The sequence below is a fragment of the Kitasatospora sp. NPDC001225 genome, from assembly GCF_053597855.1.
In genome coordinates, this window is the sequence record NZ_JBSFJC010000151.1 from 1 (window position 1) to 17,810 (window position 17,810).

12 protein-coding genes and 1 pseudogene are annotated in these 17,810 nt (G+C 74.7%); 3 read left to right on the forward strand and 10 right to left on the reverse strand.

The window, feature by feature from the left end; translation table 11 throughout:
- Positions 1 to 117: 117 nt before the first annotated feature.
- Together ACWDCZ_RS33460 and ACWDCZ_RS33465 are read right to left on the reverse strand one after the other, a co-directional pair.
- On the reverse strand, positions 118 to 795 hold the full coding sequence (locus tag ACWDCZ_RS33460) for a LuxR C-terminal-related transcriptional regulator (protein ID WP_049658372.1): 678 nt from the start codon (positions 793 to 795) through the stop codon (positions 118 to 120).
- Positions 788 to 2,251, reverse strand: coding sequence for a PspC domain-containing protein (locus ACWDCZ_RS33465; RefSeq protein WP_449817807.1), 1,464 nt, complete (start codon positions 2,249 to 2,251; stop codon positions 788 to 790). The genes ACWDCZ_RS33460 and ACWDCZ_RS33465 overlap by 8 nt, the downstream gene beginning before the upstream one ends.
- 134 nt (positions 2,252 to 2,385) lie before the next feature.
- Between ACWDCZ_RS33465 and ACWDCZ_RS33470 the strand changes: the two genes are divergently transcribed.
- Both ACWDCZ_RS33470 and ACWDCZ_RS33475 read left to right on the forward strand, forming a co-directional pair.
- On the forward strand, positions 2,386 to 3,837 hold the full coding sequence (locus ACWDCZ_RS33470; RefSeq protein ID WP_449817808.1) for a PspC domain-containing protein: 1,452 nt from the start codon (positions 2,386 to 2,388) through the stop codon (positions 3,835 to 3,837).
- Positions 3,834 to 4,043, forward strand: coding sequence for a hypothetical protein (locus ACWDCZ_RS33475; protein WP_049661234.1), 210 nt, complete (start codon positions 3,834 to 3,836; stop codon positions 4,041 to 4,043). Before ACWDCZ_RS33470 ends, ACWDCZ_RS33475 begins: the two co-directional genes overlap by 4 nt.
- A gap of 24 nt (positions 4,044 to 4,067) precedes the next feature.
- Here the strand turns inward: ACWDCZ_RS33475 and ACWDCZ_RS33480 are convergent, their stop codons facing one another.
- From ACWDCZ_RS33480 to ACWDCZ_RS33510, 7 genes are all read right to left on the reverse strand, one after another.
- The gene (locus ACWDCZ_RS33480; protein ID WP_074003935.1) at positions 4,068 to 5,111 is read right to left on the reverse strand and encodes a Rieske 2Fe-2S domain-containing protein; all 1,044 of its coding nucleotides are present in this window, start codon (positions 5,109 to 5,111) and stop codon (positions 4,068 to 4,070) included.
- Positions 5,112 to 5,326: 215 nt separating this feature from the next.
- The gene (guaA, locus tag ACWDCZ_RS33485; protein ID WP_049659666.1) at positions 5,327 to 6,922 is read right to left on the reverse strand and encodes a glutamine-hydrolyzing GMP synthase; all 1,596 of its coding nucleotides are present in this window, start codon (positions 6,920 to 6,922) and stop codon (positions 5,327 to 5,329) included.
- A gap of 998 nt (positions 6,923 to 7,920) precedes the next feature.
- The gene (locus ACWDCZ_RS33490; RefSeq protein WP_449817809.1) at positions 7,921 to 9,606 is read right to left on the reverse strand and encodes a proline-rich domain-containing protein; all 1,686 of its coding nucleotides are present in this window, start codon (positions 9,604 to 9,606) and stop codon (positions 7,921 to 7,923) included.
- A 330-nt stretch (positions 9,607 to 9,936) separates the two neighbouring features.
- Positions 9,937 to 11,742, reverse strand: coding sequence for a GMC oxidoreductase (locus tag ACWDCZ_RS33495; protein WP_449817810.1), 1,806 nt, complete (start codon positions 11,740 to 11,742; stop codon positions 9,937 to 9,939).
- A gap of 94 nt (positions 11,743 to 11,836) precedes the next feature.
- Complete coding sequence (locus ACWDCZ_RS33500) at positions 11,837 to 13,468, reverse strand: succinic semialdehyde dehydrogenase (protein WP_049657028.1); 1,632 nt, start codon at positions 13,466 to 13,468, stop codon at positions 11,837 to 11,839.
- A 96-nt stretch (positions 13,469 to 13,564) separates the two neighbouring features.
- Positions 13,565 to 15,352, reverse strand: a complete 1,788-nt coding sequence (locus ACWDCZ_RS33505; protein ID WP_449817811.1) for a serine/threonine-protein kinase — start codon at positions 15,350 to 15,352, stop codon at positions 13,565 to 13,567.
- A 161-nt stretch (positions 15,353 to 15,513) separates the two neighbouring features.
- Positions 15,514 to 16,644 (reverse strand): protein kinase domain-containing protein, encoded by a 1,131-nt coding sequence (locus tag ACWDCZ_RS33510; protein ID WP_449817812.1) that lies wholly within the window; start codon positions 16,642 to 16,644, stop codon positions 15,514 to 15,516.
- A 116-nt stretch (positions 16,645 to 16,760) separates the two neighbouring features.
- On the opposite strand from ACWDCZ_RS33510, the gene ACWDCZ_RS33515 reads away from it, so the two are divergent.
- Complete coding sequence (locus ACWDCZ_RS33515) at positions 16,761 to 17,294, forward strand: SHOCT domain-containing protein (protein WP_053112601.1); 534 nt, start codon at positions 16,761 to 16,763, stop codon at positions 17,292 to 17,294.
- Between the two features lie 11 nt (positions 17,295 to 17,305).
- Here the strand turns inward: ACWDCZ_RS33515 and ACWDCZ_RS33520 are convergent.
- A pseudogene (locus ACWDCZ_RS33520) lies at positions 17,306 to 17,810 on the reverse strand (hypothetical protein); the annotation flags it as partial.

The following is a 17,810-nucleotide window of genomic DNA, read 5'->3' on the forward strand; positions in this document are numbered from 1 at the left end:
GAAAAAGTGGATACAATGGGCAAATGGAGTCTTTGGCCACCCACCGCCAAGCCCGCCCCCCCCGGACGAAGCGGGGCGGGCGGGCTCCGTGGCGGCGCCCCAGGACGCCGGGGTGCCTCAGACCAGGCGGCGGGCGGTGGCCCAGCGGGTCAGCTCGTGGCGGTTGCTGAGCTGGAGCTTGCGCAGGACGGCGGAGACGTGGCTCTCGACCGTCTTCACCGAGATGAAGAGCTGCTTGGCGATCTCCTTGTAGGCGTAGCCGCGGGCGATCAGCCGCAGGACCTCGCGCTCGCGCTGGGTGAGCCGGTCCAGGTCCTCGTCCACCGGCGGGGTGTCGGTGGCGGCGAAGGCGTCCAGCACGAAACCGGCCAGCCGGGGCGAGAACACCGCGTCGCCGTCGGCGATCCGGAAGATCGCGTTCACCAGGTCGGTGCCGGTGATGGTCTTGGTGACGTAGCCGCGCGCGCCGCCGCGGATGACGCCGATGACGTCGTCGGCGGCGTCCGACACCGACAGCGCCAGGAACTTCACCCCGCCCTGCTCGCCCATCACCCCGACCGAGCGGCGCAGCACCTCGACGCCGCCGCCGCCCGGCAGGTGGACGTCGAGCAGCACCACGTCCGGCCTGGTCTCGGCGACCACCCGGACCGCCGAGTCCACGTCGTCGGCCTCGCCGACCACGTCGATGCCGGTCACCTCGGTGCGGCCGATCTCGGCCCTGACCCCCGTCCGGAACATCCGGTGATCGTCCACCAGCACGACCCGGGCCGTGCGCTCCGGAGCTGCCTCAGTCATTCGTTCTCTCCATCTCCAGCTCGACCTCGGTGCCGCCGCCCGCCGCCGGCCGCACCCGTGCGGTGCCGCCGTTGCGCTTCATCCGGCCGATGATCGACTCCCGTACGCCCATCCGGTCCTCGGGCACCGTGTCGGGGTCGAAGCCGGGGCCGTGGTCGCGGACGAACACCGACACCGTCCTCCCCTCGACCTCGGCGTAGACCTGGACCGGTCCCCCGCCACCGTACTTGGCCGCGTTGACGGTCGCCTCCCTCGCGGCCTGCATCTGGGCCGCGATCCGCTCGTCCATCGGGCAGTCGCCGACGATCACCAGCTCGACCGGGACGCCGTGCCGGTCCTCGACCTCGGCGACGGCGGCCCGCAGGCTCTCCGCCATGGTGTCCGGCGCGGCCTCGGCGGCGGCCTCCGGGCGGTACAGCCACAGCCGCAGCTCGCGCTCCTGCGAGCGGGCCAGCCGCAGCACCTCCTTGGGGTCCTCGGCCCGGCGCTGGATCAGGGTCAGGGTGTGCAGCACGGAGTCGTGGATGTGCGCGGCGATCTCGGCGCGCTCCTGGGCCCGGATGCGGGCGGTGCGCTCGACCCCGAGGTCCTGCCAGAGCCGCAGGCCGTACGGGCCGAGCAGCACCAGCACACCGGCCAGCACGGCGAGCGAGGCCTCGATCACCGAGGCGAGGGTGGAGCCGCTGCCCTGCATGGCGAGCAGCGCGATGGTGCCCGCGACCGCGAGCAGCACGCCGGCGCCGACCCGGGTGTAGGCGCCGCGCCGCTTCTCGCCCTCCTCGATGCCGAACCAGCGCTGCCAGCGCGAGTCGTCGGCCTGCCGCCAGACCAGCGCCACGCCGACGCCGATCGCCAGCAGCGGCCAGGTGTACGGCTTGGCGGTCTGCCAGCCGAGCACGTTGAGCAGGGCGATCACGCCGACCACCGTCATCACCAGGGCGGCGAGCTGGCCGAGGCCGCCCTGCCCGGCCTTGCCGGCCGACTCGGCCTCCTCCCCCTCCGCCGGGGCGCCCACCGGCTCGCCCTGCAGGGTGAGCTGGAGCAGCCGGCGCATCCGGCCCACCCAGCCGCCGGCCTGGCCGGCCTTGCTCAGCAGGCCGCCCTGCACCCCCGGCGAGGCCGGGACGAACGCCCCGTTGAAGTACACCCACTGGGCGCCGGCGCGCTGCGAGGGCTCGCCGATGCCGATCGGCACCACGAACCAGAACGCGGCGTACAGCAGCGCGCCGATCCCCTGCGCGAAGAACAGCACGACGAAGGCGATCCGCACCCACCGCACCGGCAGCCCGAGGTGCACCGCCAGGCCGTGCGCGACGCCGCCCAGCATCCGTCCCTGCGGGCTGCGGTAGAGCCGGCGGTAGGGCGGCCGCCCGTCGTCGGGCGCGCTCGGGTCGGCGCCGGCCGACGACGCGGTGTCGGGGGCGATGGATCGGGGATCGGTACCGGGGGCTGCCACGCCACCGATGGTTCCACGCGGGCACCCGCGGGCGCATCAGGGTGTGTCCCCATCCCGTATCAGGGACAAGTCAGGGTACGGACAGGGCTCGACCCGGTTGGGCCGGGCGGTCCTCTGCCGGAAGGATGGTGTCCATGACCGAGGACCCCCGCATCGAGGAAACCGGGCCCGCCGCCCCGCCGGAACCGGACCGCCCGCCACTGACCAGGACCGAGCACCACCGCGTGGTGGCCGGCGTCTGCGGCGGCCTCGGCCGGCACCTGGACATCGACCCGGTGGTCTTCCGGGTCGTCACGGTGGTGCTCTGCCTCTCCGGCGGCCTCGGGCTGTTCCTGTACGGCCTGGCCTGGCTGATCGTCCCGACCGACGACGGGGCCAACGGCCGCGGCGGGCGCACCGAGCTCCAGCGGGTGCTCACCGGGCGGGTGGACGGCCAGTCGGTCGGCGCGGTGCTGCTGACCGTGATCGGCACCGGGGTCTTCTTCTCCTCGATGGGCGACGGCGGCCAGCTGTTCCCGCTGCTGCTGCTCGCCGCCCTGGTCTTCCTGGCGGTGCGCTACGACCCGGACCGCCGCCGGGGCCGGGGGCGCGAGCACCGGAACGGCGGCCCGTACGACCGCCACTTCCCCGGGTCCGAGGGCACCGGCGGCACCGCCGCGGACGGTGCCGGGGCCTACCGCTGGCCGCGGCCGGAACAGGACGGGGCCGCCCGGGCCGCCGGGAAGGCCCCCGCCGACGGCGCCGGCGGCTACCTGTGGGACCCGCGCCACCCGGAGCGCAACCCGTACGGGGCCACCGCCCCGACCGCCCCGACCCCGCCCCACGGCACGCCGACCCCGCCGTACGGCACCCCGGTGCCGCCGGCCGGCACCCCGGCCCAGCCCTGGTGGCAGCGCGCCGACCTGCCGGAGGGCGACCCGCTGCGCAAGGAGGGCGCGAAGCGCCGCCCCGAGGCCGCCGCCGCACGGCGCCCCCGGGAGCGCTCGGCACTCGGCTTCTTCGGCTTCCTACTGGCGATCGGCGCCGCCGCCGCGGTCTGGTCCGCCTCCGTCGACCGCGGCCACAACCCCACCGTGCTGAGCGCGACGGTGCTGGCCACCGCGCTGCTGGTGGTGGGCCTGACGCTGCTGGTCGGCGCGAAGTTCGGCCGGGCCCGGCGGCTGGCGGTGACCGGTCTGCTGCTCACCCTGGCGCTGGCCTTCGTCGGCCACTCGCCGGACTCCGTGCGCGACGCGGTGGGCGACCGCGCCTGGACCGTCGCCTCGGCGTCCGACCTGCACGACCGGTACAACCTGGGCGCCGGGGAGATCAGGCTGGACCTGTCCGGACTCGACCCGGCCGGGGCCGCCCTCGCCACCAAGGTCGACCTGGGCGTCGGCGACATGACCGTCACCGTGCCGGACGACGTGACGGTGAACCTGGTGACCCGGATCGGCCTCGGCAACGTCGCCCTCCCCGGTGACCGGAGCGACGGCACCGGGCGGCACACCTACCTGATCGGCCCTGCCAACGGGCAGCCGGCCAAGGGGACCCTCAATCTCGAACTCGGGATCGGGCTCGGCAACATCAAGGTGGTCCAGCAGTGAGGAAGCACCGGCTCGACCTGTTCTCGCTGATCGCGGGCGCGCTGTTCACGGTGATCGCCGTGCTCTACCTGGTCGCGGCGCTCAACGACCAGTCGGTGAACGGGCGGATCGTCATCCCGGTCACCTTCATCGTGCTCGGCGTCGGCGGCCTGGCCGGCGCGGTCGCGGCGGTGGCCCGGCGCGGCCGGCCCGACCGCGAGGAGTGACCCGCCCCGACCGACCCTGGGGCGTCAGCTCTGCTGCGGGCCCAGGGTCAGCCGGTCCCCGTCCTTGCTGACGGCGTACCTGGGCAGCGGCTTGACCGCCGGCCCGTTGACCACCGCACCGGTCGCGGCGTCGAACCGGGAGCCGTGGCAGGGGCAGTACAGCTGGCCGTTCTTCGGCGCGTCCACGGCGCAGCCCGCGTGGGTGCACACGGCGGAGAAGGCGCAGTACTGGCCGGCCTTGGGCTGGACGATGTAGACGGCGTCCCCGGTGGCCGGGTCCTTGACCTGGGCCGAGCCGCCGACCGGCACGCTCGCGGCGGGCACCGCGGGGGCCGGGGCGGTGGCGGCCGGGGCACCGGGGGCCGGGGCGCCGGAGGCCGGGGCCGCCGACTGCTTGGGCGCGGCCGTCCGGTCCCGGCCGAAGGTGCGGGTCAGCGAGCCGGTGAGCAGCCCGGCCCCGCCGATCGCGACGGCCGCGATCCCGCCGTCCACCAGGGCCCGGCGCTTGACGTGGTCCTCGCCCAGCCCGCGCTCGCGGTCCCGCCCGGCCCGGCGGGCCAGGTAGCCGTCCACCGACAGGTACGGCGTGCCGGCCAGCAGCAGCGGCGTCCAGGCCATCAGGTAGGCCAGGTCGTTGCCGAGGTAGTACGGCGAGACGCTCCAGCTGACGGTCAGCCACAGGCTGAGGTTGAGCAGGGCGCCGCCGAGCGCGGCGGCCCGGCCCCAGAGGCCGACCAGGGTGCCGAGGCCCACCGCCAGCTCGCCGAAGGCGATGGCGAGCGCGAACAGGGTCGGGTGGTCGAGGGCGGGGCCGAGCAGGAAGGAGATCGGGCTGCCGCCCGCCTTGGCGGCCTGGGTCTGCGAGACGAAGGAGGCCGGGTCGCCCGCTCCGGCCAGGAAGTGGGCGTCGGAGAGCTTGTCGAGGGCGGCGTAGACGAACGTGACGCCGAGGAAGAGCCGCAGGGGCAGCAGCGCGTACCTGGACGCGAGCGCCCTCCGCTGCGCCGCCCGGGCGGCCCGGCCTGCCGCTCCCCCACCGGCCGGCACCGGGTTGCTGGCCTCCGACATCCCTCACACCTTCCCTCGCCGCCCGCCACTCCCTGACAGGTCCGGTCCGCATTCTGCCCGCTCCCGACCGCTTTCGGTGGGAGGTCCCTCCCGGAGAGCGGCGCCCGCACCGCGAAACGGCCGCGCCGTCGCTCCCTTCAGTACGGGAACGACGGCGCGGCCGTTCAGGCATCGGCCTCAGGACGACGAAGCGCCCCGGCGGCCGGTGGGAGGGGTCACTCCCACTCGATGGTGCCCGGCGGCTTGCTGGTGACGTCGACGACGACGCGGTTCACGTCGCGGACCTCGTTGGTGATCCGGGTGGAGATCTTCGCCAGCACGTCGTACGGCAGGCGCGACCAGTCGGCGGTCATGGCGTCCTCGGACGAGACCGGGCGCAGCACGATCGGGTGACCGTAGGTGCGGCCGTCGCCCTGCACGCCCACGCTGCGGACGTCGGCGAGCAGCACGACCGGGCACTGCCAGATCTCGCGGTCCAGACCGGCCGCGGTCAGCTCCTCGCGGGCGATCGCGTCGGCGTCGCGGAGCAGGTCCAGACGCTCCTTGGTGACCTCGCCGACGATCCGGATGCCCAGGCCCGGGCCCGGGAACGGCTGGCGCTGGACGATCTCCTCCGGCAGGCCCAGCTCCTGGCCGACCATCCGGACCTCGTCCTTGAACAGCTTGCGCAGCGGCTCGACCAGCTGGAACTGGAGGTCCTCGGGCAGGCCGCCGACGTTGTGGTGGGACTTGATGTTGGCGGTGCCCTCGCCGCCGCCGGACTCCACCACGTCCGGGTACAGGGTGCCCTGGACCAGGAAGTCGACCGACTCGCCGTGCTCGCCGGCCTCGGCGATGATCTCGGCCTGGGCCTGCTCGAACACGCGGATGAACTCGCGGCCGATGATCTTGCGCTTCTCCTCGGGGTCGGTGACCCCCTTCAGCGCGTTCAGGAAGCGCTCGGAGGCGTCGACGACCTTCAGCTGGACGCCGGTGGCGGCCACGAAGTCCTTCTCGACCTGCTCGGTCTCGCCCTTGCGCATCAGGCCGTGGTCGACGTAGACGCAGGTCAGCTGGTCGCCGATGGCGCGGTTGACCAGCGCGGCCGCGACCGCGGAGTCCACGCCGCCGGACAGGCCGCAGATGGCGCGCTTGTCGCCGACCTGCTCGCGGATCAGGGCGACCTGCTCCTCGACCACGCTGCCGGTGGTCCAGGTGGGGGCGATGCCGGCGCCGCGGTAGAGGAAGTGCTCCAGGATCTGCTGGCCGTGGTCGGAGTGCAGCACCTCGGGGTGGTACTGGACGCCGTACAGCCGGGCCTCGTCGTTCTCGAAGGCCGCGACCGGGACCAGGTCGGTGGAGGCGGTGACGGCGAAGCCCTCGGGGGCGGCCGAGCAGGCGTCGCCGTGCGACATCCACACCGAGTGCTGCGCCGGGACGCCCTCGAACAGGGTGGAGCCGCTGCGGGAGACGGTCAGCGGGGTGCGGCCGTACTCGCGGGCGCCGTTGTTGTCGACGGTGCCGCCGAGGGTCTTGGCCATCAGCTGGAAGCCGTAGCACATGCCGAAGACCGGGACACCGGCCTCGAAGATCGCGCGGTCGATCTGCGGCGCGCCCTCTTCGTAGACCGACGACGGGCCGCCGGAGAGGATGATCGCCTTGGGGTTCTTGGCGAGCATCTCGGCGACCGGCATGCTGCTCGGCACGATCTCGCTGTAGACCCGCGCCTCACGCACCCGACGGGCGATGAGCTGGGCGTACTGGGCGCCGAAGTCGACCACCAGAACGGGGTCGTTGTCCGGCGCGGACTGGACGGGAATTGCAGAGGACACAGACGGCCTTCCGGCAGCGGTATCGAGGTGCCCGCGCGTGACCGCCTCCCCGGCAGGGGGGCTGCGGCTGCGGCGGACGGTGTGGGGTGTCTGGACACCGATTCTACCGGGCTGTCCGGTTTCACTCGTCTGCCCGTCCGAACGACCGTGACCGGGCGGGGCGGCGGTTCGTTGCTTCCTACGAACGTACGGCCGCGCCGCGTCCGCCAGACGCGCCGCCCGCCCCCGCGGGGGCACCGCCGTACGGCAGCAGGACCACGCGTGGAGTTCCATCCCAGTCCACCGGCGCACGTGGTGCCGCCGCCCGGCCCGCCGGGCAGCGGCACCGTGGGACCGTGCGCGGGTGCCGCGGCCGGCCAGCAGGGGACAGCGACCCCGGCCGCGACTGGGCCGAGAGGTGGGACGGCCGGAGTCCGGGGACGCCCGGGGCCGGCCGTCGCACCCCCGGTCCGGTCCGGTGCGCGCCCGGGCGCACTCCCCCTTCACCCCGCGCCGCTACGCGCGTCCCCGTGCGCCACAACCATCCGGACCACTACGCACCGTGATCATCGACGGCGGCCCCGGCAGGAAATGCTCTGTGCCGAACTGTGCCGAACCGGTTGCAGAGCGAGCCCTCCGTCCAGCACGATGCTCGTTGTACGCGGTTCTCCCGGCGCCTCACGGCTCACCGAGGGGCCCGCGACGGCGTTCTCCGCAGCCGCGCCACGGAAGGCGGCCGCGGTTCCTCAGTTCACGCTCCGTGAGCGTAGGACCGGCGCAGACCTGTGCGCCGAGCCACCGCGCACGGGCGTGCGCGCCCCGCGCGGCCGGCCACCCACACCGGAGCCGCGCGGCGCGCCCCGAAGCCGACCGACCCGACGGCGCTCCTCCCCCGGCGCCGTCACCCCAGCACCGGCGCGGCCCTGACGCCGAGTGCTGAACGACAAAGGGCCCCGTTCCCCCGCGGGGCCCTTTGCCCTTTCCTCATTCCTCAGGGATGCGCGCTCAGGGGTGCCCGCTCAGGGGTGCTCGCGCCACACGCTCGGGTCGACCGGCTCCTCGGCCGGAGGCGGCGGCACCGCGCCGGGCACCGGCCTCCCGCCAGTCGGGGCGGGCGGCTCCTCGTGCGAGCCGAGCACCTCGCTCACCCCGCCGCCGGGGGCGAACGGCGCGTCCTGCGGCGCGTCGGCCTGCGTCGGCACCCCGTGCCCCGGAACGCCCTGAGCCGGCACCCCTTGGGCCGGAACGCCGTACGGCGGCGTCGCGCACGGCGCCTGCGGCGGCACCGCCGGATGGGGCACCGTGCCCCGCCCCGGGGCGAACGGGGACTCGGCGTACGGCACGGCGCCCTGCGGCGCACCCGCGCCCCGGCCGCGGAAGGCCGCCAGCAGCGGCGGCACCAGCAGCGCGCCGGCCAGCGCCCAGACCGCGTTGGCCACCAGCACGCTCACGAAGGCCAGCCCGCCCGACTCCTCCTGGGAGATCTCCATCCGCGCCGAGCCGATCCAGCCCGAGCTGGACGTGGTCCGCGTCATCAGTACCCCGGAGACCGTCATCAGCAGGGTGAGCGCCCCGGCGTGCACGGCGGCCAGGCGCAGCCGGTCGGCCGCGTCCAGCCCCCGCCGGAACGCCACCCGGCCGAGCAGGGCCGCCGAGACGAGCGCGAGCAGCCCGGCCCAGCGCCAGTCGCCGGTCAGGTCGTGCAGGTCGAAGAAGGAGAAGTCGGTCTCGCTGCTGCGGTCGCCCCAGGAGGAGTCGCCGCGGGAGCCGTCGCTGCCGGACAGTCCGGAGTGCGCCCGGAAGGTCGCCCCCGAGCCGAAGCCGAGCAGGTTGAGGCCGAGGTTGGGCAGGAAGGCCAGCGAGATCCCGGTCTGCGCCCCGCTCTCGCTGGTGGCCGCGACCAGGACGAAGGCCGTCACCGAGGACAGCCCGACCGTGACCGCCAGCGCCTGGCCGGCGGCCAGCGCGGACACCGCCCAGCCGCGCACCGCGCGGCTGCGCCAGGCGGCCCAGCGCAGCGCGTCGGTGCCGTGGACGAGGAAGGCCAGCAGGCCGGCCAGCACCGCGGTCCAGGCGACCGCCTCCAGCCAGCCGGAGCCCACCGTGATCAGCGGTTGACCGGACTTCTGGGCGCCGGAGCCGAAGTCGCCGAAGTAGTCGGGTTTCGCGGCGCGGCCCGAGGGGTTCCATTCGGTGCCGCCGAGCAGCCCGAGCAGTCCGCTCACCGCCGCGAGGACCAGGGCGGTGCGCAGTGCCTCGGCGGCGGCCTGGCCCCGGGTGAGCTGGCCCACCACGGCCTTGCGCCGGCGCAGCCCGGCCCGCAGGCCGAGCCAGAGCGCCAGGCACCACAGGACGGTGACGGTCATCGGCAGCACCCGGAGGGCGATCTCCAGCCGGTCGGTCCGGTCGTGGCCCAGCGGGCTCTGGTACCCGAGCCGGAACGGTGCGCCGAGGGCGTTCAGGGCCATCGACACCGCCGAGCCGAAGCGCTCGCCGAAGCCGGCCGACTGGAACCGGTACTCGTACTGGTAGTCGCTCGGGATCGCCGCGATCAGCGCGGCGGCCAGCAGGACGAGGGTCGGCGCGACGGCGACCTTGACGGCCGGGCGCCAGTCCGCGGCGGTCAGCAGGCGCTGGAAGGCGGGCTGCTTGTCGTACTCCTGCCCGGCACCCCAGCTGCCCAGGGCGGGCGGGACCGCGGCCACCGGCCCGTACCCGGGCTGGGGTCCGTACCCGGGCTGCGGTCCGTACGGCGGCGGGACGGGCGGAGCCGCACCCGGCGGAGGCGGTGGGACGGGCGGGACGGCGGGCGGGGCGGCGGCCGCCGGGGCAGGGGGCGCGAACGGCCGACCGCACGACCCGCAGGCGGGCACCCCCTCCTCCGAAGTCGCCCCGCACGATGTGCAGTTGGCCATGGCCCGCGTTCCCCCCGCTCGACGAGTCCCTGGCCGCTCCAGGGAGCCCGTTTATCCCATCGGACCCGAACGGATGTCAACCGGGAACCGGGGCAGGCGGATTGGCCCGTCGGGCCGGTCTCAGCCGCGCTTCTTCGGGACCTCCGGGACGGGCAGCAGCGGCAGCCGCAGCGCGCCGAACGCGCCCTCGGGCACGGCCGGCCGGGCCGGCGCCACCGCCGCCACCCGCAGGTACTCCGCGCCCTGGGCCGGGCGCTGGTCCGCCTCGCCCTTGTTCGGCCACATCGACATGGCGCGCTCGGCCTGGGCGGTGATGGTGAGCGAGGGGTTGACGCCCAGGTTGGCGGAGACGGCCGAACCGTCCACCACGCTGATCCCGGGGTAGCCGTACAGCCGGTGGTACGGGTCCACCACGCCGGTCTCGGGGGCGTCGCCGATCGGGCAGCCGCCGAGGAAGTGCGCCGTCATCGGGATGTCGAAGATCTCGCCGACGGTGCTGCCCGGGAAGCCGTTGATCTCGTCGGCCAGCGCCTGGGCGCCCCGCTCCGCCGCCGGGATCCAGGTCGGGTTGGGTTCGCCGTGGCCCTGGCCGGAGGTGAGCCGGGCCTTGCCGAGCGGGCCCTTCTTCAGCGAGACGGTGATCGAGTTGTCCAGCGACTGCATCACCAGGCCGATGATCGTCTTCTCGGACCAGCGGCGCTGGTTCATCGAGCGGGCGAAGGTCACCGGGTGGAGCGCCGTGTTGCCCAGGTAGCGCAGCCAGCGCGGGACCGCCCCACCGCCCCTGACCTGGGCGATGGACAGCGCGCCCATCGCGTTGGAGCCCTTGCCGTAGCGGACCGGCTCGATGTGGGTGTTGGCGTCCGGGTGGATCGAGGAGGTGATCGCCACGCCCTTGGTGAAGTCCGCCTTGCTGCCGTAGCGCCGGTCGGTGGTCTGCGCGCCCACCAGGGCCTCGGAGTTGGTGCGGGTCAGCTCGCCCAGCCGCGCCGAGATCCGGGGCAGGTGGCCGCCGTCCCGCATCCGGTGCAGCAGCGACTGGGTGCCGTAGGTGCCGGCCGCGACGACCACCCGGGCCGCGGTGACGGTCCGCGCGCCCGCCTTCACCCGGTCGGTCCTCGACCGCGCGTCGGTGCGGCGCACGTCCACCGCGTAGCCGCCGCTCCCGTCGGCCCCTTCGATCTCCCGGATCCGGGCCACCGTGGTGAGCGGGTGGATCTCCGCCCCGCCCCGCTCGGCCAGGTACAGGTAGTTCTCGGTGAGCATGTTCTTGGCGCCGTGCCGGCAGCCGGTCATGCACTCGCCGCACTCCACGCAGGCCTTGCGGGCCGGGCCGGCACCGCCGAAGTACGGGTCGGCGACCTCGCCCCCGGGGGCCGCCTTGGCGGTGCCGTCGGTGTCCTCGCCGTCGCCGAAGAAGACCCCGACCGGCGCCATGTGGAAGGTGTCGCCGACGCCCATCCGCTCGGCGGCCGCCTTGAGGTGGACGTCGGAGGGGGTGAGGGTCGGGTTGAGCCGGACCCCGAGCATCCGCTGCGCCTGGTCGTAGAACGGCGCCAACTCCTGCTGCCAGTCGGTGATGTGGCGCCACTGGCGGTCCTCGAAGAAGGCCTTCGGCGGCACGTACAGGGTGTTGGCGTAGTTCAGCGAGCCGCCGCCGACCCCGGCGCCGGCCAGGATCAGCACGTTGGCCAGCAGGTGGATCCGCTGGATGCCGTACAGCCCGAGCGCCGGCGCCCACAGGTAGTTCGGCAGGTCCCAGGAGTTCCTGGGCAGTTCGTCCCGGTCGAAGCGCCGGCCGGCCTCCAGGACGGCGACCCGGTAGCCCTTCTCGGTCAGCCGCAGGGCCGCGACCGAACCGCCGAAGCCGGACCCGACCACCACCACGTCGTAGTCGAACTCCGCCGCACCGCCGGACTGCACCATCTGCCACCGCTCCTTCACCGGGTGAACCTGCCTGTGGGTACCGCGAACCGGGCCCCGCCGCAGGTGCGGGGCCCTGGGGCCTGTCTGCGGGGGCCTACTTGAAGCGCAGCGCCTTGAGCACCCGCAGCCCGCCGGTCATCAGGGCGGCGAACTGCTTGTCGTCCAGGCCGAACGAGGGCGCGATCGGCATCAGCCGCTGGGTCGCGACGGTCTGCGCCTCGGTGAAGCGCAGGATGCCCTCCGCGCCGTGCCGGCGGCCCAGCCCGGAGTCGCCCATGCCGCCCATCGGCGAGCCGACCGAGCCGTACGCGGCGGCGTACGCCTCGTTGACGTTGACCGTGCCGGTGCGCAGCCGGGCAGCGACCGCCCGGCCGCGCCGCAGGTCCCTGGTCCAGACGCTGGAGTTCAGGCCGTACGGCGTGGAGTTGGCGGCGGCCACCGCCTCCTCCTCGGTGTCGAAGCGGTAGAGGGAGACGACCGGGCCGAAGGTCTCCTCGGCGCAGACCGCCATCTCCGGGGTGACGCCGTCGAGGATGGTCGGCTCGTAGAAGAGCGGGCCGAGGTCCGGCCGGGCGCGCCCGCCGGCCACCACGGTGGCACCCGCCTTGACCGCCTCCTCCACGTGCCGGCCGGTGGTCTCCAGCTGGCGGGCGGAGACCAGCGAGCCCATGTCCGCGCCGTACGCGAGGCCGCCGCCGAGGCGCAGCGCCCGGGTGCGGGCGGCGAAGCGCTCCAGGAACTCGTCGGCCACCGAGCGGTGCACCAGCAGCCGCTCGATCGAGATGCAGAGCTGTCCGGCGGAGGAGAAGCAGGCCCGTACGGCGCCCGCGGCGGCCGCGTCGAGGTCGGCGTCGGCGAGCACCAGCATGGCGTTCTTGCCGCCGAGTTCGAGCGAGGCGCCGACCAGCCGGGCGGCGGCGCGCTGGGCGACGTCGCGGCCGGTGCGGGTGGAGCCGGTGAACGAGACGTAGTCGGCGTGCTCCACCACGGCGGGGCCGATCACCGGGCCGTCGCCGATCACGATCTGCCACAGGTCGGCGGGCAGTCCGGCCTCGATCAGCAGCTCGCGGGCCCACAGCGCGGTCAGCGCGGTCTGGGTGTCGGGCTTGTTGACCACCGCGTTGCCGGCCACGAAGGCCGGCAGGGCGTCGCCGACGGACAGCTCCAGCGGGTAGTTCCACGGCGAGATGTGGCCGACCACGCCCTTGGGGCGGCGGGCCTCGACGGCGTGGGTGAGCACCGGCAGCGCGCCGCCGTGCCGCTTGTCCTTGAGGTACCCGTGCGCGGCCCGCCCGTAGTGCCGGGCGGCCATGGCGACGGCCAGCACCTCCTCGAAGGCGTGCAGCCGGGCCTTGCCGGTCTCCGCCTGGACGAGGTCCAGCACCTCGTCCTGCCGCTTGAGCAGCAGGTCGTGGAAGCGCAGCAGGACGGCGGCGCGGCGGCGCACCGGCAGCGCGGCCCAGGCCCCCTGGGCGCGGCGGGCCAGCTGGAAGGCGACCTCGACGTCGGCCGGGGTGGACTGCGGCAGGCTGGCCAGCCGTTCGCCGGTCAGCGGGGCGACGGTCTCCACCAGGTCGGGTTCACCGGTGGCGGTGACGCCGGTGGCCAGCCTGGCGACCAGGGACGGCGGGACGGCCGCGGCGACGGTCCGGCCGCCGCCGGGGGCCGCCGGGTTGCCGGCGCCGGAGGGTTCGGTGGCCACTGCGTCTGCTGTGAGGTCCGACATACGGCGCAGCCTAGGCGCTCGGCGGCCGGTCCGGTACCCGTCGGTAACAAGAATCTGCCGCAGTCGGGCGAAAGCGGGCGCCCCCGCCCGACCCGGTCAGCGGCTCGGGGCGAAGTTGTTGAGCACCGCGTAGAAGCGCTGCTCGGCCTCGTTCCACTCGTTGCCCCGGTCCGGGCTGGACGAGTAGATCGCGTAGCTGGTGCCGTCCTGGCTGATGAACTCGGTCTCGATCGCGCGCCGGCGGCCGCCCTCCTTGGCCAGGTAGCTGAACTCCCAGACCGCCGCCTCCTGGCCCTTCACCGCCGTGCCGGCCATCCGGTGCTGCTTGTAGTCCTTGAGCGACTTGGCGACGGTGGCCTCCATCTGCCGCATGTGCTCCAGCGGCTTGACCGACTGGCCGACCGTGACGGCGAACTGGAGGTAGTGCACCTTGCCGTCGGGGCTGTAGTAGATCTGGTTGTCCCCGGCGCTGATCCGCTGCCAGGACGGGGTGCCGTTCGGCAGCGGGAAGCGGAAGCCGGCCGGGTCGTCGACCCAGTGGTAGCCGCTGGGCGGCGCCACCGCGGGGGTGGCGTCGCTGGTGGGCTCCGGTCCGGTGGACTCGGCGGCGGTCGGCGTCGGGTCGTCGGGGGTGTCGCCGCCGACCACGTGCCGGGTGACCAGGAAGGTGCCCGCGGCGGCCAGCAGGCCGACGGCCACCGCTATGCCGACGATCTTCAGCAGGTTGCGGCGCTTGGCCGGTCCCCGCTCCGGCGCAATGGAGTGCGACACCGGCGCGACGGGACCGGTGTGCGCCCGGGCAGCGTCCTGCGCGCCCCCGGCGGTGTCCGGTTCGGCGAGAACAGCGGGCGCGGCGGGCACGGCGCTGACGGCAGGGACGGCCGGCGCGGCGGGGACGGCGGCCCCGGAGGCCTTCGGCTCGGTCGGCTCCTCGGAGCCCTCGGCCGGCTCCGCCACGGCCACCGGGCCCTCGGTGCGGTCCACCACCGGCACCGACCGAGTGGGCGTACGCACCGACGGAACCGACTTCAGGCCCATCGTGTGCCCGGCCCGCACCTCGGCCAGCATCGCGGCCGCCTCGTCCGCGGTGGGCCGCTCGGCCGGGTCCTTCGCCATCAGCGCGGCCAGCACCGGCCCCAGCGGCCCGGCCCGCCGCGACTCCGGCAGCGGCTCGTCGACCACCGCGGCGAGCGTGGTGATCGGCGAGTCCCGCCGGAACGGCGACTGGCCCTCGACCGCCGCGTACAGCGTCGCCCCGAGGCCCCACAGGTCGGAGGCGGGACCGGGCCGCTCGCCCTGGGCGCGCTCCGGCGCCAGGTAGTCCGGCGAGCCGACCAGGTCGCCCGGCCGGGTCAGCTCGGTCGAGCCCTCGTACTTCGCGATGCCGAAGTCCAGCAGCACCACCCGCCCGGTGCCGCGCTCCAGCAGCACGTTGGCCGGCTTCACGTCCCGGTGCAGCACGCCCAGCTGGTGGCCGCGGTGCAGCGCGGCCAGCACCTGGCTGCCGACCTCGGCGGCGGCGCGCGGCTGCAGGGTGCCGTCCTGGCTGATCACGTCGGCCAGCGAGCGGCCGTCGACCAGCTCCATCACGATCCACGGCCGGCCGTCCTGCTCCAGCACGTCGTGCACGGTGATCACACCGGGGTGCTTGATCCGCGCGGCCGCGCTGGCCTCGCGCTTCATCCGGGTGTGCAGGATCTGCAGGTCCTCCTCGGGCAGGTGGTTGACGGTCAGCTCCTTGACCGCGACCTCCCGGTCGAGCATCCGGTCCCAGGCCCGCCAGACGGTGCCCATGCCGCCCCGGCCGAGCCGCTCGCCGAGCTCGTACCGCCCGGCCAGCAAACGCTCCGCCTCGGCCGCCTCCGGCCGGTCCTGCACGCCCATCTGCGCCCGCTCCCCCACACATTCCGCCTGCCGTCACCGCGACGGAGGGCCTGGTGCAGACCACTGTTCGAACAAATCCCACGCACACATTAGGCGCACCTTGCCGCCCCCGGTAATCACGCCCACCCCCCGGACCGGTGGAACGGAATCCGGGCGGGCCGTCAACCTGCGAACAGCACCACCGCGACGATTCCCAGCACCAGCAGCACGAACACTCCGCCCACCAGCAGCGGGCCCCACAGGGAGGGGGGTATCCGGGGCGGCTTCGCCCCGCTCCCTGCCCCCAAGTCCCCACCGTTCCGGCCCTTTCGGGCACTCCTCCCGGCCCTGGAGCCGACGGCCCTCCCACCGCGCCCGCGCGGCACCGCCGGCGTCTCCGACACCGGCACCGGCCCCCCTGCGGCCCGGCTCCGCTCCTCCGCCTCCCCGTCGACCGGCTCCGGCGCCCCCGCCAGCAGCCCCGCCAGCTCCTCGCGCACCGCCTCCGCCGTCGGCCGCAGCACCGGATCGGGCTGCAACAGCCGCTCCACCAGCGGCGCGAGCGGCCCGCACACCACCGAGGGCTCCCGCCGCCCGTCCCGTACGGCCGTCACCAGCTCCGGCACGTCCCGCTCCGGGTACGGCGAACGGCCGGTGACCAGCCGGTGCACCAGCACCCCGAGCGCCCAGCAGTCACCCGCCGGGCCGCCGTCCAGCGGCCAACGCTCCGCCACCGGGCCGACCAGGGTCGCCCGCACCTCGTACCGGCGCCGCCCGCCCGGCCCGCCGAGCTCCTCGGCCAGCGCCTCCTCGGCCACCCCGGCGAGCAGCCCGCCGAGCATCGCCGCGCCGTCCTCGCAGACCAGCACCGCCTCCGCGGTCAGCGCACCGTGGGTCAGCCCGGCCGCGTGCAGCGCCCGCAGCGCCCCGGCCAGGTCCGCCGCCAACTCGGCCGCCCGGTACGGCGGCAGCGGCCCTTCGGCGAGCAGCTCGGCCACCGTCCGCCCGACCGGCCGCTCCTCCACCGTCCACAGCAGCTCGCCCTCGACGAACGCGCCGACCCCGCGCAGCAGCCGCGGGTGCGCGACCGGCGCGGTCGAACCGACCGCCGCCACCCGGCGCACCATCCGGTCCGCTTGCGCCGCGGCCGCCGCCTCCGGATCCTGGCCCGCCGTCAGCACCCCCGGCAGCTCCAGGGCGCCCAGCAGCACCGATTCACCGGTCCGCTCGTCCACCGCCTGGGCGCGCAAGGGTTCGGGGCGGTCCGTCAGCCGGTACCGCCCCGCCAGCAACTGACCGGGGCCGCCTCGCATGCCAGTTCCTCTCACTCACCGAGCAGCCTACTGAGCGGCTCCCAGGGCCTGCCGTCGAACTCCCTCGCCTCCGGGCGAACGACGGGAGTCCGACGACAGGCCCTAGGCTCGATCCCATGGACTGGACCGATCTGATCGACACCGCCTTCGAGGCATCCGGGAACAGCAGCAAAGCCAACCAGGCCGAGGCCGTCCGCGCCGTCGAGGCGACCGTCATCGACGGCGAGAAGCCGGTCGCCTCCACCGCCGGGCGCCACCCCGACCACTTCCGCAAGGGAGTGCTCGTGCTGACCACCCATCGGCTGCTCTTCCTGAAGGACGGGAAGCCGCCGGTCCCGGTTCCGCTCGCCGCCGTCACCGACGTCACCGTGACCCGCACCAAGCTCAACGGCGAAGTGCTCCTGGTGGTGGCGCTCAGCGGCTCGCACCGCTTCGAGGACGTGGCCAAGGCCGAGTTCTTCGCCGAGCAGCTCCGGGCCTCCGCCCGGGCCGCCCGGAACGCCCCGAAGGCCGGGCCCGCCGCCGCCCCGGTCGAGGCGTCCGCCGGCGAGCAGCTCATCGGCCAGCTGGAACGGCTGGCCGCCCTGCGCGCCTCCGGTGCGCTCACCGAGGACGAGTTCACCCGCGCCAAGCAGCGCCTGATCGGTTAGGACCTGCCGCCCTACGGCGCGGGCTGGAAGCTGTTGAAGACGACGTCCCGGAGCGGGGCCTGGGCTGCCCACTCCGCGTCCGGGACTATCCAGTAGATCGAGTACCCGTACTTGGGCGGGGTCCCGGTCACGAAGCCGCGGTTGAGCGAGTGCATCCTGGGCGTGCCGTTGGTCCACTCCCAGTCCGCCGCGTTGGTCCACTGCCGGTAGGTGATCGCCGCCAGGTTGAGCCGCTGGTAGTTGCTGACCTGACCGCGGACGTTCGGCTCCGACTCCTGCCAGTCCGCGACCGCGCTCGCCCCGGGCGACGTGGTCCACTCGATCCGCAGCTGGCTGCCGTCGGCCGCGTTCTTGAAGATCCGCCGGTTGGCGTCCGACCCGGTCGGCTGCAGACCGTCCGGCAGCACGACGGAGAAGCCGCTCGGGTCCTTGTACTCGTGGTACCCGGCCGGCACGGCACCCGGCGCGGCCGGCGCGGGCTGCGCCGGTGCCGCCGGGGGCTGGACGGGAGCCGCC

What these genes read in the sequence shown, in the direction of transcription:
- ACWDCZ_RS33510 (WP_449817812.1), bottom strand. Translation starts at nt 16,644, where the DNA reads ATGCGAGGCGGCCCCGGTCAGTTGCTGGCGGGGCGGTACCGGCTGACG.
- ACWDCZ_RS33515 (WP_053112601.1), top strand. Translation starts at nt 16,761, where the DNA reads ATGGACTGGACCGATCTGATCGACACCGCCTTCGAGGCATCCGGGAAC.
- ACWDCZ_RS33470 (WP_449817808.1), top strand. Translation starts at nt 2,386, where the DNA reads ATGACCGAGGACCCCCGCATCGAGGAAACCGGGCCCGCCGCCCCGCCG.
- ACWDCZ_RS33460 (WP_049658372.1), bottom strand. Translation starts at nt 795, where the DNA reads ATGACTGAGGCAGCTCCGGAGCGCACGGCCCGGGTCGTGCTGGTGGAC.
- ACWDCZ_RS33480 (WP_074003935.1), bottom strand. Translation starts at nt 5,111, where the DNA reads ATGTCGGAGGCCAGCAACCCGGTGCCGGCCGGTGGGGGAGCGGCAGGC.
- ACWDCZ_RS33505 (WP_449817811.1), bottom strand. Translation starts at nt 15,352, where the DNA reads ATGGGCGTGCAGGACCGGCCGGAGGCGGCCGAGGCGGAGCGTTTGCTG.
- ACWDCZ_RS33495 (WP_449817810.1), bottom strand. Translation starts at nt 11,742, where the DNA reads ATGGTGCAGTCCGGCGGTGCGGCGGAGTTCGACTACGACGTGGTGGTG.
- ACWDCZ_RS33500 (WP_049657028.1), bottom strand. Translation starts at nt 13,468, where the DNA reads ATGTCGGACCTCACAGCAGACGCAGTGGCCACCGAACCCTCCGGCGCC.